At 70.6% G+C, this 14250-nt stretch carries 17 protein-coding genes; 4 read left to right on the top strand and 13 right to left on the bottom strand.

What is annotated here, in order from left to right; all coding sequences use genetic code 11:
• Positions 1-87 precede the first annotated feature (87 nt).
• From F8271_RS24380 to F8271_RS24320, 12 genes are all read right to left on the bottom strand, one after another.
• Complete coding sequence (locus F8271_RS24380; RefSeq protein WP_151492160.1) at positions 88-492, bottom strand: hypothetical protein; 405 nt, start codon at positions 490-492, stop codon at positions 88-90.
• A 715-nt stretch (positions 493-1207) separates the two neighbouring features.
• A complete protein-coding gene (locus F8271_RS24370; protein ID WP_151492158.1) occupies positions 1208-1585 on the bottom strand; it encodes a hypothetical protein in 378 nt (125 codons plus the stop codon).
• A complete protein-coding gene (locus F8271_RS24365; RefSeq protein ID WP_151492157.1) occupies positions 1551-1970 on the bottom strand; it encodes a helix-turn-helix domain-containing protein in 420 nt (139 codons plus the stop codon). The genes F8271_RS24370 and F8271_RS24365 overlap by 35 nt, the downstream gene beginning before the upstream one ends.
• Entirely contained in the window at positions 1967-2221 is a 255-nt protein-coding gene (locus tag F8271_RS24360; protein ID WP_151492156.1) for a hypothetical protein, read from the bottom strand. Before F8271_RS24360 ends, F8271_RS24365 begins: the two co-directional genes overlap by 4 nt.
• Positions 2218-2475 (bottom strand): hypothetical protein, encoded by a 258-nt coding sequence (locus F8271_RS24355; RefSeq protein WP_151492155.1) that lies wholly within the window; start codon positions 2473-2475, stop codon positions 2218-2220. Before F8271_RS24355 ends, F8271_RS24360 begins: the two co-directional genes overlap by 4 nt.
• Positions 2472-3005, bottom strand: a complete 534-nt coding sequence (locus F8271_RS24350; RefSeq protein WP_151492154.1) for a hypothetical protein — start codon at positions 3003-3005, stop codon at positions 2472-2474. The genes F8271_RS24355 and F8271_RS24350 overlap by 4 nt, the downstream gene beginning before the upstream one ends.
• A gap of 79 nt (positions 3006-3084) precedes the next feature.
• Positions 3085-3333, bottom strand: coding sequence for a hypothetical protein (locus F8271_RS24345; protein WP_151492153.1), 249 nt, complete (start codon positions 3331-3333; stop codon positions 3085-3087).
• Positions 3330-3800: a hypothetical protein gene (locus F8271_RS24340; RefSeq protein ID WP_151492152.1), complete on the bottom strand. Its 471-nt coding sequence runs from the start codon at positions 3798-3800 to the stop codon at positions 3330-3332. Before F8271_RS24340 ends, F8271_RS24345 begins: the two co-directional genes overlap by 4 nt.
• Positions 3797-3994: a hypothetical protein gene (locus F8271_RS24335; protein ID WP_151492151.1), complete on the bottom strand. Its 198-nt coding sequence runs from the start codon at positions 3992-3994 to the stop codon at positions 3797-3799. Before F8271_RS24335 ends, F8271_RS24340 begins: the two co-directional genes overlap by 4 nt.
• 277 nt (positions 3995-4271) lie before the next feature.
• Positions 4272-5348 carry an AAA family ATPase gene (locus F8271_RS24330; protein ID WP_151492150.1) on the bottom strand — a complete coding sequence of 359 codons (1077 nt, stop codon included), beginning with the start codon at positions 5346-5348 and terminating at the stop codon, positions 4272-4274.
• Positions 5345-6241 carry a bifunctional DNA primase/polymerase gene (locus tag F8271_RS24325; RefSeq protein ID WP_151492149.1) on the bottom strand — a complete coding sequence of 299 codons (897 nt, stop codon included), beginning with the start codon at positions 6239-6241 and terminating at the stop codon, positions 5345-5347. Before F8271_RS24325 ends, F8271_RS24330 begins: the two co-directional genes overlap by 4 nt.
• Positions 6238-6393, bottom strand: a complete 156-nt coding sequence (locus F8271_RS24320) for an AlpA family transcriptional regulator (protein WP_255473729.1) — start codon at positions 6391-6393, stop codon at positions 6238-6240. The genes F8271_RS24325 and F8271_RS24320 overlap by 4 nt, the downstream gene beginning before the upstream one ends.
• A gap of 180 nt (positions 6394-6573) precedes the next feature.
• On the opposite strand from F8271_RS24320, the gene F8271_RS24315 reads away from it, so the two are divergent.
• Both F8271_RS24315 and F8271_RS24310 read left to right on the top strand, forming a co-directional pair.
• A complete protein-coding gene (locus F8271_RS24315) occupies positions 6574-7257 on the top strand; it encodes a helix-turn-helix domain-containing protein (RefSeq protein WP_192580436.1) in 684 nt (227 codons plus the stop codon).
• The gene (locus tag F8271_RS24310; RefSeq protein WP_151492146.1) at positions 7244-8413 is read left to right on the top strand and encodes a site-specific integrase; all 1170 of its coding nucleotides are present in this window, start codon (positions 7244-7246) and stop codon (positions 8411-8413) included. The genes F8271_RS24315 and F8271_RS24310 overlap by 14 nt, the downstream gene beginning before the upstream one ends.
• 23 nt (positions 8414-8436) lie before the next feature.
• Here F8271_RS24310 and metH read toward each other — a convergent pair whose 3' ends face one another.
• Positions 8437-11937: a methionine synthase gene (gene metH / locus F8271_RS24305; protein WP_370461957.1), complete on the bottom strand. Its 3501-nt coding sequence runs from the start codon at positions 11935-11937 to the stop codon at positions 8437-8439.
• Between the two features lie 277 nt (positions 11938-12214).
• On the opposite strand from metH, the gene F8271_RS24300 reads away from it, so the two are divergent.
• Positions 12215-13084, top strand: coding sequence for a PAC2 family protein (locus tag F8271_RS24300; protein ID WP_151492145.1), 870 nt, complete (start codon positions 12215-12217; stop codon positions 13082-13084).
• Positions 13085-13210: 126 nt separating this feature from the next.
• Positions 13211-14002 carry a GntR family transcriptional regulator gene (locus F8271_RS24295; protein WP_151492144.1) on the top strand — a complete coding sequence of 264 codons (792 nt, stop codon included), beginning with the start codon at positions 13211-13213 and terminating at the stop codon, positions 14000-14002.
• Positions 14003-14250: the final 248 nt, after the last annotated feature.

The raw sequence follows: 14250 nt of genomic DNA, 5'->3' as shown, positions 1-14250 counted from the left end.
TGGCTCACCGGCAGTCCTGAAGAGGCCTTCGACTTCGTCTACGACATCCACATCGGCACCATCACACCCGGACCCTGACCGCACCCGTCACCCATCAACCCCCGACGGACTTCCGGCTCGGACCACTAACCCCTGCGGCTTCGCCCCGTCAGCGGCGACGTGCCACAGCAGCAGCCGCATCGACTTCGGGGTCAGTCCGAGGCGGTCTTCCAGAACCGTGGCCTGCGCGAGCAGGGCCGCCGTAGCGTCCGGCTGCTCAGCGGCGATCATCACCCGGCAGTATCGGGCGACCGTGCGAGTCCAGCGCAGCTGCTCCCACGCCACCGCCTGCGGGGTCGCCCACAACTGCTCCCAGGCCCGGCGCTCGTCGAGCGAATGACGGCCAGGCAGCGGCCACGGCGGCGGGTCGCCTTGCCGGCCGCTGGCGGGGAGCGCCACACCGCCCCGGCCGCGCGTGCCTCGCTGCGGGTCGAACTTCGGCGGGTTCGGCATGGCACCTCCTGTGACGATGACCGGCGGTTACCGGCAGCAATGGGTGTAACAGTCTGTGACGATCTTGGAATGTAGGAACTGCCCGGACAGCTAGCGACCTGGCTCCGGTGGTTCGGAAACCTGCGGCGGAGATTTTTTGAGGCCCACTCTGTCACCCTGGGTGACCTACCGTCGATTACTCTCAGTGATGGCGATTGGCCGCGAGCCTCGCGACTGGTTGCACCTGCGCCCACACGTCGGGCACGGGCGTGTGCCATGCGCCGGCCTGAGGTTGAGCATCGAGCTGTCGCCACCTTGCGAGGTGGGCGTGACGTGGTCGGCTTGGTCGGCACCCTCGTGCCCGCACAGCCAGCACACACCGCCGCCAGGTTGGGCAAGGACCTTTGCGCGGTTGCGCTCGTACACGGTGTCGTAGCCGCGCTGCCGTGAGCTGGCGCGGCCTCGGGTGCGCTCGCGGTGTCGCCCTCGCGCACGTGAGCAGGCTCCGCACCGGGACGCGCTGGTGAGATTGCCGCAGTCAAGACAGGGTCGAGGGGCCATGCCTGCTCTCCCGTTCGCTGGTGGTGTCGTCGCTGGCCGTTGGGGTGGCGCGCAGGGGCGGTCGTTGCGCGGAAAGGAGGCGCGCTCTCGCCCCTTCGGCCCCGGCTCGCTGTCGTCGGGAGATCCAGACCGACGACCCCGGGTGACGTTGACGCTGCTGCACCCCGGCCTGCCTCTATCGACGCCGCGGCGGGAACAGGCCGGCGAACTCGTCCAGGCCGTCCGTGCCGGCGTCGACCGGCGGGAACAGGTGGGCGTACGGGGTCAGGTCGGCCGGGCCTGCTTGCGCGGTGGGCGAGAACAGGCCGGCGAACTCGGCATCGGCGATGTCCTGCTCGCGCTGCTCCATCTCCTGCGACGCCTTGACCAACCTGGTCAGGGCCGGGTCGGCGAGCACGGGGAACAGGTGGGCGATGGTCCGGCCGCCCTCGTCGGGGTCGTTGTCGTACACCGCGCGCCACGTCTCGCGCGACTCAGCGGTCACCCGTCCGGTGCGGTACGCCCAGTCGGCGGGGTGCTCACCGGGGTTCCACGGTCCCTGGTAGGTGCTCATGCTGTCTCTCGCCTCTCGTGAGTGCGTACGCGGCCAAGCTGTCCGCGTCGATGTGCCATTCGGTCCCGCTGCGCTGGGCTTCCAGTGCCCCGGTGCGGCAGAGCCGGCGGATGTAACTGTCACTGACCCGCAGCGCCCGAGCTGCGGCACTGGCTGTCACCGTCGACGGTGACCGGCCGGGCTCGGGTAGGACAGCTACGGTTCCGGCGGCGGAACTGCGGGCGGCGTAGGCGGCCTGCTCAACGACCATGAGTAGGGCACCCTCGCCGGTGGTGAGGTTCCGGCGGTGGCGGAACGTCAGCGCGCCGGCCCGGACGAGCTGCGCGAGGCGGCAGGCGTCATCGGGGGCGACGAGCAGCCACCCACCGGCGAGGGGCCGGGTCATGGTTCGACCGCCATCGACAGCCACTCGTCGTCCGTGATCAGGGTGTCTTGGGGTCGCCCGACCATGCTGGCGAGGACGGCGGCCACGTCGAGCAGCTGGTCGACGGGGAGATCCGCAAGCTCAGTCACGGCTGCCTGATGTCCCAAGGCGCTGTTGCGGGCGGCGAGGGTCGCAAGGACGGCAGCGCGGGCGGCGTGCAGGGCCTCTGCGCTGACCGGGCCGGGGGTGGCCAACGGGCGCCAGGCGCTCATCCGGTCACCTGCCTGCCGATGTCGTCGAGGTCGGCGGCGGTAGCGACGGAGTTCAGCGCCTGTCGCAGATCGAGGCCGTAGACCTTCAACGCGAGCGCGGCGGCGAACGCCGTGATGGCGTTCAGCGCAGCGTCGGGGTCGGTGTTGACGAGCCGCACCATCTGGTCGGCGTCCGCGTCGTCGTAGGCGAGCAGGATCCGCGCGGCGAGGCCGAGTGCGGCCAGCTCGGCAGCCTCGCCGGACTGGCCGCTCATCGGCGACCACCCTTGCCCCGGCTGCAGCCTCGCCCACCTCGCGGGCTGGCCCTGCCCGTACCCCTCGCGGCGTCCTGTTCGGCCGGCAGCGTGGCGCTGAGCGGGTTGTTGCTGGCCACGGACGGGCGGCAGTCGTCGCACGTGCCGTATTGAAAGATCAGCGCACCGAACTGCGTCATGCCCGGGTTCATCCGGTCCGGCGGGCAGATGGCGCCGCAGCAGTCACAGGTGAGGTTGGCTCTGCGGCCGAGTGACCACAGGTGCGCACACCGGATGCAGGTCACCAGGCCGGGTTTCCATGCTGCGGTGAGCACCGGCTCGGGCCGGTCGGGGTCGGGGCTGTGCCGGCAGGTGGTGGCTTTCCCGTCGGCCCAGCGGGTGAGGGCGTCGAGCAGACCGAGCCGCAGCCAGCCCGGCAGGTCGGCCGCAGTGGCAACGCCGGCGTCACAGCCACCGGTGAACCTCGCCGCCGTGGTGGCCACGCGGGTTGCCTGGGTTGCCGCCGCGTCGAGCTGGTCGACGAGCGCCACGGGCGTGGCCTGGCGGACCGTGCAATGAACCGGTCGTAGTCGGGGTGCAGCATCGCCTGCTCCAGGGCGAGGGTGGGGGTCACGACGGGCTCCCCTCAGCACTGGTGAGGGCAGCGTCCACGTCGGCAGCGAGCGCCATCGCGGCGAACACCTCGCGGGCACGCTCGGGGGTGCCGTACAGCTCGACGGCCAGGGAGTAGGCAGTGGTGGCCAGCGCGCCCACCAGCTCGATCGGCTTGTACTCGGCGAGCAGCGCGAAGAACTGATCAAAGTCCTGATCGGCTGCGGCCAGCAGCACCTTCGGTGCCAGGCCGGGGATGTGGCTCATCGGGTGGCCTCCGGGGTGATCGAGACGGCCAGCGTGCGGCCGGGGTTATGGCGGGCTTGCCAGGCGGTGACGTCCACCGTGTAGCCCTGCTCGGCGAGGTGGCGCAGATGGCCGTACGCGTCAGCGTCGAGCCCGTATGGTTCGGCGACGTACATCCACCGCCCGCCTGGCAACCGGAGCCGGTACGGGTGGTCCACCCATCCGGGGAGCAGCAGCTCCCGGCTTGCCCCGTGGTCGCCGTGCTCCAGGAACTGCCAGCGGCGGCCGTCGGCCCGTTCGAGAAGCGCGGCCCGCAGGTGCGCATCGAGCACCAGGGCGGGGCCCTTGCGCAGGTGCCAGCCGGGCATGGCGCCGGTGACGCGACTGGGGCAGCCGTAGCAGGGGCACCGCGGGGTCTGGCCGGCGTCGGGGTCGGTGAGCTTGGCGACGCCGGGGGTGTCGTTGGTGAGCAGGTCGTCGAGGATCATGCTGCGGCCTCCATCTGGGCGGGGTCGAGCAGTCGGATGAGTTCGTGGCCCCGGCCGGTGCACGGGCACTTGCCGCCGCAGCCGGAAGAGTCGATGACGCGCTTGGCGGCCTCTGCGGCTTCGAGGGTCGGGTGCAGCTCGACCGTCAACACGCGGTGCCGCGCAGTCGTGGCGTACGGGCCGTTCCCGGTCACCCACACAGCTCTCGGCCACAAACACCGGGCGAGGGTGCGGAAGCTCCGATGCGTCCGGCCGCAGTAGTGCCGGCGGTAGGTCTTCATCGAGTCACCTCGGAAGTCAGCCCGTCCCGGGACGGGGTCGCCGACAGGCTGATCCCGTCCCTATATAGGGACGGGACGGGGTCACTGAACCCCGTCGGACGGGGTCCCGACGCCGTCGGACGGGGTGCTATGCACCAATTCATCCCCTCGCCCAGGCCATCGGGACGGGGTCGGGACGGGGTCGGAGTGCTCATGGGGTGTCCCCGAACGGCTTGACGAGCCGGTGGAGCTTGGCCCCGCGGGGCCCCGTCTCCATCACGATGTGGCCCTCGTCGACCAGAGCGGCCACCGCTCCCCGGACGGTCTGGGCTTGACCCTTGACCCGGTCGGTGATGTCGGTCATGGTCAGCGGCCCCGGCGCACCCTGGAGCGCGGCGCTGACCCTCGCCATGAGCGTCGTGGGTCGGAACTTGCCGTCGCCCTGAGCCGGCGGGCTGACCATGCCCTCGGCGAACCCCATGTCGTGAGACTCGACGACCAGGTCCCCGAACCAGAACAGTCCCTCCTGCCCGGGTAGCGCGTGCCGCCGCAGCTGCGCCGGCCGATCCTTGGCGATGTAGACGCTCGTACGCCCGGTCCGCCCGATGCCGAACGGCTGGCGGTTGTCGAGCACGTACGACGCGCCGTTGATGCCGTTTAGCTTGTGGACACCGCCGATGGCGTACCGGCCCCGCCCCTCGCGGTCCTTGACCACGTGGTCCAGGGCGACGGTCGCAGCACCCTTGTCGGCGATGTACCGGGGCAGCAGCCGACCGAACCGGGCGATGTCGGTGTTGTCCTTGAGTTCGAGCCCGTGCATGCTCATCGCCTCGGTGATGCCGTCGAGGATGGCCAGCGTGGGGCGCAGGTCCCCGAGTAGTTCGCTGAGGTCTTCCCGGCCGAACAGGCTGTCGATCGCCTCTTCCGGCTTGACGTAGCCGAACCGGGCCGCGATGTCTTCGGACTTGGCACCCAGCGCCATGAGCCGCCCGACCGTGCCGCCCTCGTCGTCCTCGAAGTCGAGGTACAGGACGGCGTTCCCCGCGTCGAGTTCGCTCTGGGCAGCGAGCAGGGCAAGCCACGTCTTGCCGGCCTCGCTGTCGCTGGCGATGCTGTGTTGCCGGCCCGGGTAGAACATGCCGACGCCGTCCGTGCGCCGTCCGACGGTGGCCTGGGGCGGTGCATAGGTGCCGTCGAGCACCGGCCCGAGGTCGACGCGTTGCCACGTGCGCCGGGGGCCTCGGTCGAGTTCGCCGAGGCTCAGCGGCCCGGCCGGCGTCGTCGTCACGCTGAGGCCCCGATCCGGCGCCGGGCGGACGCGATGGTCGCGGCAGCCGCCCGGTCGGTGAGGCCAACGGACAGGGCGGCGTCGAGCAGGTCGGTGAACACCTGCTCGTCGGCCCCGGTCTCGACGGCCCGGCAGGCAGCCCAGAACAACGCACCGTTGCGGTTGCCCTCGCCCTGCCCTGCGACGTGTCGGACGAGCGCGCCGTGGTCGCTGCGCTCCCCCGGCCGCGCCCTGGCGGTGAACGAGCGCGGCGGGTCGAGGGCTCGCCGGATGGTGGCGAAGTCGACCCCGGTCACAGCGGGGTCGAGGCGTGAGCGCCACTCAGTGAGTGCGTAGGGCTTGCCGTTGATGACGCTGGGCGGTGCGAGCACGTAGCCGCCGCGTGAGCGGAAGTCGACGCCGTGGCCGCGGATGCTGCCGTTCCCCTGCTCGCTACCGAGGTAGTAGAGGTGCCAGCCGCCGGACCAGGTGGTGATGATGCTGTGGGCTCCGACGAGCAGCCTGGCGTCGCGCAGCTGGGCGAGACTCGCGGCGCCGCGAGCGCCGTTCTTGACGTCGAAGTCGAGCACGTCCGGCCCGGGTGCCCCGGTGGCGATGGCGACGTTCGCTGCCGGGCAGCGGGTCCACCAGGCCGCGATCGTGGCCGCTTCCGTGCTGGCGTCATGCAGGCCGCGTCGGGTCAGCGGGTGCTTGCCGGGGCTGTGGCACTCGACGTCACCGCAGGAACAGCCGGCGTTGGTCGTCCAGTGGCAGGGGAAGACGGGCCATCCGGCGTCGGCGTAGCGCAGGGCTTTCCGCAGGGCACGCCCGTCGGTACCCTGCTCGTAGGTCTCGCCGACCATCTGCGCCGCCTCGGACTTCGCCGGTCCGGGGCGGCTGTGCGTCTGGGTCATGCCGCCCGGCCCCCCGACTGCTCGTCGACCCACTTCTCGACGTGTTCCCAGCGATAACGGACGTGCCGTCCGACCTTTGACCAGCGCGGACCGCTCTTGATGTACCGCCACTGAGTGAGGGTCTTCTCGGGCACGCCCAGGAACGTGGCCACCTCGGGAGGGGTAGCGAGCGCTCGGCGCACTTGTGCGGGCGTTCCGCTCGGGGCCATGGTTGCTCCAAATTCGAACGGGTGCGATAGGAAGTCGTACAACTGCCGGTAGGTTTACCACACGCCCTATCGAGTCGCAAGCTTTCGTGCTACGTTCGCTCCGATTCCGAACAAGGAGAGAGCGTGGAAGATCAGCCCAGGCGTCCGAGCGAGGTGCTGGCCGAGCAGGTCAAGGTGTGGCGCGATCGGCGGAAACTCTCAGCACAGGGGCTCGCCGACCGCATCAAGGAGATCGGCGGGACGCTGAGCCGCGTCGCTATCTCTAAGATCGAAAACGGCGACCGGGGGGTGAGCTTGGATGAGTGGCTTCAACTGGCCCACGCTCTTGCAGTGCCACCGCCGCTCCTGTTCCTCGACCTCCAGTCGGGGGCGGATATCGCCGTCGCGCCCGGAGTGGTCCTGCATCCTTGGCTTGTCTGGGAGTGGGCCACCGGCAACGAGCCTCCGCTTGTTCGGTCACCCCGGGGCGGAGCCCTCGTGTCTCGCGTCGAGGAGTTCACCGGGGCTCAAGAAGCCATCGACCTGTACCAAACCGAGGCTCGGGCGGGCCGAGCGATCAACCAGGCACAGCACGACATCCGAGCCGCTGAGTACTCGGGTGACGACCGGACCGCGACCGGTGCGCGGGCCGGCTTCGTCGAGGCGCTTCGACAACTCGCAGGGGTGCTGGACGGCATGGTCGAGCGCGGTATGACGCCACCGGGCAAGCCGCGGGAGTGGATAGACGCGATCCGGGAGCTGAGGCTTTCGCGCTATCCCGACCGCCTGGTCATCTTCGAGCCGGAGGCTGCCGATGGCGAGCGTTAGGAAGCGTCTCGACGGGCGGCCGAAGCCGTGGCTGGTCCGCTGGCGCGACGAGGCCGGCAACGAGCGCAAGAAGTCGTTCGCCCGCAAGGTCGACGCCGACAAGTTCCGGGCGGACGTCGAGCACAAGTTGAACACCGGCAACTACGTCGACCCGAAGGCCGGCAAGGTCACGTTCCAGGCGTACGCCGAGCGGTGGCGCACGATGCAGCCTCACCGGGAGAACACCGCGGCACGGGTCAAGTCGCAGCTGCACAGGCACGTCTACCCGGCGTTCGGTGCCCGGCCGATCGCCGGGGTCAACGCGTCTATGCTGCAAGCCTTCGTGACGGGCCTGCCGCTGGCGCCCAGCTCGGTCCGCCCGGTGTTCGGCACGGTGAAGACAATCTTTGCCGCAGCGGTACGCGACCGGGCAATCGGTCGCAACCCCACGCCCGGGATCAAGCTGCCTGAGCTGCCCCGTGACGAGATCGTGCCGCTGACCCTGTCCCAGGTGGACGACCTGATCGCCGTCATGCCGGCCCGGTACCGCGCGCTGGTCGACTTCGATGCCGGCACGGGCCTGCGGCAGGGTGAGCTGTTCGGTGTCGAGGTGGACGACCTGGACCTCGACGAGCGGATGCTGACCGTGGCCCGCCAGGTGCAGCCCACCGCCGGTGGTGGCGTGGTGGTGTGCGCGTTGAAGAACAAGCACAGCTATCGGAAGGTGCCGCTGGCGCAAGCCATGGTCGACGTCGCTCGCGCCCACCTGGTGGAGTACCCACCGCAGGAAGTCGAGGTGCTCGACACGACCGGCCGCAAGCCGGTCACGCGGATGGCGCGGTTCCTGTTCCTCGACGGCGCCGGCCGTCCGCTGAGCCGCACTAGATTCAACGCCGAGGTGTGGGCGCCGGCCCGGCTCGCCGCTGGGCTACCCGAGTCGACGCAGCATGACCTGCGGCACTTCTACGCCTCAGCGCTGATCCGAGCCGGGCTCAACCCGAAGGTGGTCGCCGCCCGGCTCGGCCACGCCGACGCGTCGATGACGCTGCGTGTCTACGCGCACCTGTGGCCGGACGATGAGGACCGATCGCGGCAGGCTGTCGACGATCTCTTTTCCACGCGATGTGCCCCACCTGTGCCCCAACCGAGGGAGGCGATCAGCGTTGCAGCAGCGTAACGGCCTGTTGACCTCACCTGACGCTATTTGGCGTTGAAGTAGCTGGCCTCCGGGTGGTGGACCACGATCGCGTCGGTGGCCTGCTCCGGCATCAGCTGGAACTCCTCGGACAACTCCACCCCGATCCGCTCCGACCCCAGCAGGTCCACGATCTTCGCCCGGTCCTCCAGGTCGGGGCAGGCCGGGTAGCCGAACGCGTACCGGCAGCCCCGGTAGTCGTTACGCAGGATCCCGGCCAGGTCCGTCGGGTCGTCGTGGCCCAGCGGACGTCCGTCGGGCAGGGTCAGTTCGGCGCGGATACGCCGGTGCCAGTACTCGGCGAGCGCCTCGGTGAGCTGCACCGACAGGCCGTGCACCTCCAGGTAGTCGCGGTACTCGTTGCGGGCGAACAGCTTCGCCGCGTACTCGCTGACCGGCTGACCGACGGTGACCAGCTGCAACGCGACCACGTCGAGCTGGTCGCCCTTGGGCCGGAAGAAGTCCGCGAGGCAGAGTCGACGCTCCTGCCGCTGCCGGGGGAACGAGAACCGGGCGCGCTCCGCGTGCCCGTTCTCGTCGAGCACCACCAGGTCGTTGCCTTCGGAGTACGCGGGGAAGTAGCCGTACACGACGGCTGCCTCGAGCACCTGGTCGGCGATCAGCCGGTCCAGCCAGTACCGCAGGCGCGGGCGACCTTCGGTCTCCACGAGTTCCTCGTAGGACGGTCCGTTGCCGCCGCGGGCGCCGTTGAGCCCCCACTGCCCGCGGAAGGTGGCCCGCTCGTCGAGCAGTGCCGCGTAGTCGGCCATCGGCACGCCCTTGACCACCCGGGTGCCGAAGAACGGCGGGGTGGGCACCGCCACGTCCGCGGCCACGTCGGAGCGGACCGAGGAGTCGTGCAGCTCCGGCAGCGACTCGGTGACCATCGACCGCTGCCGCTCCCGGCGGGCGCGACGGGCGGCGAGGGCCGCCTCCCGCTCCCGGTCGATCACCGGTGCGCCGCCGCGCTTGGCGGTCATCACCTTGTCCATCAGGGACAGCCCCTCGAACGCGTCCCGCGCGTAGTGCACCTGCCCGGGGAACATCGACCGCAGGTCGTCCTCGACGTACGCCCGGGTCAGCGCCGCCCCACCCAGCAGGACGGGCCAACGCTCCGCGACCCCGCGGGTGGCCATCTCGGCCAGGTTCTCCTTCATGATGACGGTGCTCTTGACCAACAGCCCGGACATGCCGATCGCGTCCGCGCGGTGCTGCTCGGCGGCGTCGAGGATGGCGCTGATCGGCTGCTTGATGCCGATGTTCACGACCTCGTAGCCGTTGTTGGACAGGATGATGTCGACCAGGTTCTTGCCGATGTCGTGCACGTCGCCGCGCACGGTGGCGAGCACGATGCGGCCCTTGCCGCCGTCCTCGCTGGTCTCCATGTGCGGCTCCAGGTACGCCACCGCGGTCTTCATCACCTCGGCGGACTGGAGCACGAACGGCAGCTGCATCTGGCCCGAGCCGAATAGCTCCCCGACGACCTTCATGCCGTCCAGCAGGATGTCGTTGATGATCGACAGTGGGGACCGGCCGCCGGCCATCGCCTCGTCCAGGTCGGCCTCCAGGCCGTTGCGCTCACCGTCGATGATCCGCCGCTTGAGCCGCTCGTCCAGGGGCAGCGCCGCCAACTCCTGCGCCCGGCTGGCCCGCGCGCTGGTCACGTCGACGCCCTCGAACAGCTCCAGGAAGCGCTGCACCGGGTCGTAGCCCTCGCGGCGACGGTCGTACACCAGGTCCAGTGCGACCTCGCGCTGCTCCTCGGGGATCTTCGACATCGGCAGGATCTTGCTGGCGTGCACGATCGCCGACGTCAGACCGGCCTGCACGCACTCGTGCAGGAACACCGAGTTGAGCACCTGCCGCGCCGCCGGGTTGAGTCCGAAGGAGATGTTCGAGATGCCCAGGGTGAAGTTGACCCCCGGGTACCGCTGGGAGATCTCCCGGATCGCCTCGATCGTCTCGATGCCGTCGCGGCGGGTCTCCTCCTGGCCGGTGGCGATCGGGAACGTCAACGCGTCGATCAGGATGTCGGAGCGGTCCATGCCCCACCGGCCGGTCAGGTCGTCGATCAGCCGCGCCGCGACCCGGACCTTCCACTCCTGGGTACGCGCCTGGCCCTCCTCGTCGATGAGCAGCGCCACCACCGCCGCGCCGTGCTCACGGACGATCGGCATCACCCGCGCGTACCGGGAGTCGGGGCCGTCGCCGTCCTCGAAGTTCACCGAGTTGACCACACAGCGGCCGCCGAGCATCTCCAGCCCCGCCTCGACGACGGCCGGCTCGGTGGAGTCCAGCATGATCGGCAGCGTCGACGCGGTGGCGAACCGGCCGGCCAGCTCCCGCATGTCCCGCGTGCCGTCGCGGCCGACGTAGTCCACGCACAGGTCCAGCAGGTGCGAACCGTCGCGCGCCTGACTGCGGGCGATCTCCACGCAGGCCCGGAAGTCACCGGCGAGCATCGCCTCCCGGAACGCCTTCGAGCCGTTGGCGTTGGTCCGCTCCCCCACCATCAGCACCGAGGCGTCCTGGGCGAACGGCACCGGGTGGTACACCGAGGAGACGCCCGCCTCGTGCCGCGGCTCGCGCGCCGGGGCGGTGACGCCGTGCAGCCGCTCCGCCAGCACCCGGATGTGCTCGGGGGTGGTGCCGCAGCAGCCGCCGACCAGCCCCACGCCGTACTCGGTGATGAACCGCTCCAGGGCCTCGGCCAGCTCCACGGGAGTCAGCGGGAAGTACGCCCCGTCGGCGGTCAGCACCGGCAGGCCGGCGTTCGGCATCACCGACAGCGGGATGCGGGAGTGCTGCGACAGGTACCGCAGGTGCTCGCTCATCTCGGCCGGGCCGGTGGAGCAGTTCAGCCCGATCAGGTCCACCCCGAGCGGCTCGATCGCCGCGAGGGCCGCACCGATCTCGCTGCCCACCAGCATGGTGCCGGTGGTCTCGACCGCCACGTGACAGATGATCGGCACGGACTGGCCCAGCTCGGCCATCGCCCGCTTCGACCCCACCACGGCCGCCTTGACCTGGAGCAGGTCCTGGCAGGTCTCGATGATCAGCGCGTCCGCCCCGCCGGCGATCAGGCCGGCGGCGTTCTCCTGGTACGCGTCGCGCAGGGTCGCGTAGCCGGCGTGCCCGAGGGTGGGCAGCTTCGTGCCCGGCCCGATCGAGCCCAGCACGAAGCGGGGCCGCTCCGGAGTGCTGGCCGCGTCGGCCGCCTCCCGGGCGATCCGGGCGCCCGCCTCGGACAGCTCCCGGATGCGCTGCGGGATGTCGTACTCGGCGAGATTGGCGAGGTTGGCGCCGAACGTGTTGGTCTCCACGCAGTCCGCGCCGGCGGCCAGGTAGGCGTCGTGCACGCCGCGCACGACGTCCGGCCGGGTGACGTTGAGGATCTCGTTGCACCCTTCGAGCCCGTCGAAGTCGTCGAGCGTGAGGTCCGCGGCTTGCAACATCGTGCCCATCGCCCCGTCGGCGATGAGAATCCGGTCGGCCAGCACATCCATCAACGAAGTCCGCACCCGTTCAGGTTAGTGCGGTACCGACCGAGCCCCGAGTCCCTCGGCACCCGATCCCATATTGTGTCAGCGGGATCACGCTGTCTGGTTCGCGAGCTTATGTCCGGTTGTCGGTGCGGCCGACCGGCGCGGCCGACGGGCCGCGCCCCCGCCCGGCACGTAGGCTGGCGGACGTGAAGGACAACAGGGACTCCGCCGTGCACCACGGCCCGACGACCGGGCGCGGTCCCGGCGCCGGCCGCGACGAGCAGGGTGAGGTAACGGCGTGACCGAGTTCGACGGACTGCCGGTGCTGCGGTCCCCGGTGGCCATCGCCGCGTTCGAGGGCTGGAACGACGCCGCCGACGCGTCCACCGCGGCCGTGGAGCACCTCGAGCAGGTCTGGAACGCCCGACAGATCGCCGAGCTGGATCCGGAGGAGTTCTACGACTTCCAGGTCAGCCGACCCACCATCACCATGGCCGACGGGGAGACCCGGCGGGTGGAGTGGCCGACGACCCGGTTCATGGTGGCCAGCCCGGAGGGCACCGAGCGTGACGTCGTGCTGATCCGGGGCATCGAGCCGAGCATGCGCTGGCGGACGTTCTGCGAGCAGGTACTGGAGATCTGCCACAGCCTCGAGGTGGAACGGGTGGTGCTGCTCGGCGCGTTGCTCGCCGACGTGCCGTACACCCGGCCGTTGCCGATCAGCGGCAGCGCCTCGGACGCGCAGGCCGCCGAGCGCTACCAGCTCACCCCCACCCGCTACGACGGGCCGACCGGCATCGTCGGCGTGCTGCACGACGCGTGCGCCCGCGCCGAGGTGGACGCCGTGTCGTTCTGGGTGCACGTGCCCCACTACGCCAACAACCCGCCCTGCCCGAAGGCCACCCTCGCCCTACTGCACCGGGTCGAGGAGGTCGTCGACCTGCCGGTGCCGATGGCCGATCTCGCCGAGGAATCCGCCGAGTGGGAGCAGCGGGTGCGCAGCACCGCCGAGCAGGATGCCGAACTCGGCGAGTACGTGCGCGAACTGGAGGAACGGGTCGGCGACGAGGGGATCACCCCGCTGACCGGTGACGAGATCGCCCAGGAGTTCGAGAAGTATCTGCGCCGCCGGGGCGGTTCGGCCGGCCCCACCGCCGGCTCCTGGTAGCACCGTCTTCGCCGCGGGCCCTCGGACCTTCATGGTCCGGGGGCCCGTTTCTTGGCGTGTCCGGGCTGGCGCCGTCACACCCCTCTAAGGCATCCTAGGAACCTAGATGTGATCAAGGAGGCGGGTGTGCAGATCAATCCCGGGGCCGCGGAGTTCCCACACCGACAGATCGCCGCGCAGCTCAAGGCCCAGGTCCGCCGCGGCGACTGGGGACCCGGCGAACGACTGCCGTCCATCCCGGCCATCGCCGAGATGTTCGGCGTCGCCAAACAGACCGTGCAACGCGCCGTCGACCAGCTGCGGGTCGAGGGCATCCTGATCACCAAACCCGGCTCCGGTACGTACGTCCGCGGCACCCGACGCCGACTCAACCGGCTCTCCCGAGGCCGGTACGGCGGATTCCGCGGCTACCACACCGACCTCGCCGCCCGATACCGCCAACAACTCGTCTCGGTCGGCCGCTCCCCCGCACCCGCCGAGGTCGCCGACGCGTTCGGAGTGAGCGACGGCACCGAACTGCTCTGCCGGCGACACCTCGTCCGCACCGACGACTCCCCCGTCGAGGTGGGCGCCTCCTGGTTCCTGCCCCGCGACGCCGCCGGCACCTCGCTGGAGCGCACCGAGGCGTTCGGCCGGCCGCTCTACCAGGAGGCCGAGGAGGCCACCGGCCGGCGGTACGTCTCCGCCACCGACACCATCAGCGCCCGCCAGCCCAGCCGGGAGGAGGCCGAGACCCTCCAGATCCGGCCGGACACCCCGGTGCTGCACCTGCTGCACGTCGCGTACGACGCGAACCGCAAGCCCATCGAGGTGTCCCAGGCGACCTGGCCCGGCCCCATGACCACCCTCACCGAGGAGTACAAGATCCCCGGCCCGACCCCAGACCCGGAACCCGACCCGGGCCTGGTCCTCGGCTGACCCTCCACGGGTCAACGGGCTACCCAGCAGCCGGCGGCGGAGGGCGGGGTTGGTGGTTGCGCCCTGTCGAGCTGCCCCATGTTCGGGGCAGGGCAGCCCGGACGATCGGGTCCGCGGCGACCCGAAGGTGACCCGGGACAGCTCGACCGGAGACCGCATCATCAGCACCGAGCGCCCGCCCAGCGCCGCGCATCCGGGCAGCTCGCCGGAGACCGTATCAGCACCTGACGCCCGCCCCACCGCCCCAC

It is taken from the genome of Micromonospora sp. ALFpr18c, from assembly GCF_008868155.1.
Classification (GTDB): Bacteria; Actinomycetota; Actinomycetes; order Mycobacteriales; family Micromonosporaceae; genus Micromonospora.
The sequence above is the reverse complement of the archived record's forward strand: the minus strand, read 5'-3'. Positions and strand labels throughout refer to the sequence as shown.

Coding starts and splice junctions, on each gene's coding strand:
- F8271_RS24380 (WP_151492160.1), bottom strand. CDS start 492: ATGCCGAACCCGCCGAAGTTCGACCCGCAGCGAGGCACGCGCGGCCGG.
- F8271_RS24370 (WP_151492158.1), bottom strand. CDS start 1,585: ATGAGCACCTACCAGGGACCGTGGAACCCCGGTGAGCACCCCGCCGAC.
- F8271_RS24365 (WP_151492157.1), bottom strand. CDS start 1,970: ATGACCCGGCCCCTCGCCGGTGGGTGGCTGCTCGTCGCCCCCGATGAC.
- F8271_RS24360 (WP_151492156.1), bottom strand. CDS start 2,221: ATGAGCGCCTGGCGCCCGTTGGCCACCCCCGGCCCGGTCAGCGCAGAG.
- F8271_RS24355 (WP_151492155.1), bottom strand. CDS start 2,475: ATGAGCGGCCAGTCCGGCGAGGCTGCCGAGCTGGCCGCACTCGGCCTC.
- F8271_RS24345 (WP_151492153.1), bottom strand. CDS start 3,333: ATGAGCCACATCCCCGGCCTGGCACCGAAGGTGCTGCTGGCCGCAGCC.
- F8271_RS24340 (WP_151492152.1), bottom strand. CDS start 3,800: ATGATCCTCGACGACCTGCTCACCAACGACACCCCCGGCGTCGCCAAG.
- F8271_RS24325 (WP_151492149.1), bottom strand. CDS start 6,241: ATGACCCAGACGCACAGCCGCCCCGGACCGGCGAAGTCCGAGGCGGCG.
- F8271_RS24310 (WP_151492146.1), top strand. CDS start 7,244: ATGGCGAGCGTTAGGAAGCGTCTCGACGGGCGGCCGAAGCCGTGGCTG.
- metH (WP_370461957.1), bottom strand. CDS start 11,937: ATGGATGTGCTGGCCGACCGGATTCTCATCGCCGACGGGGCGATGGGC.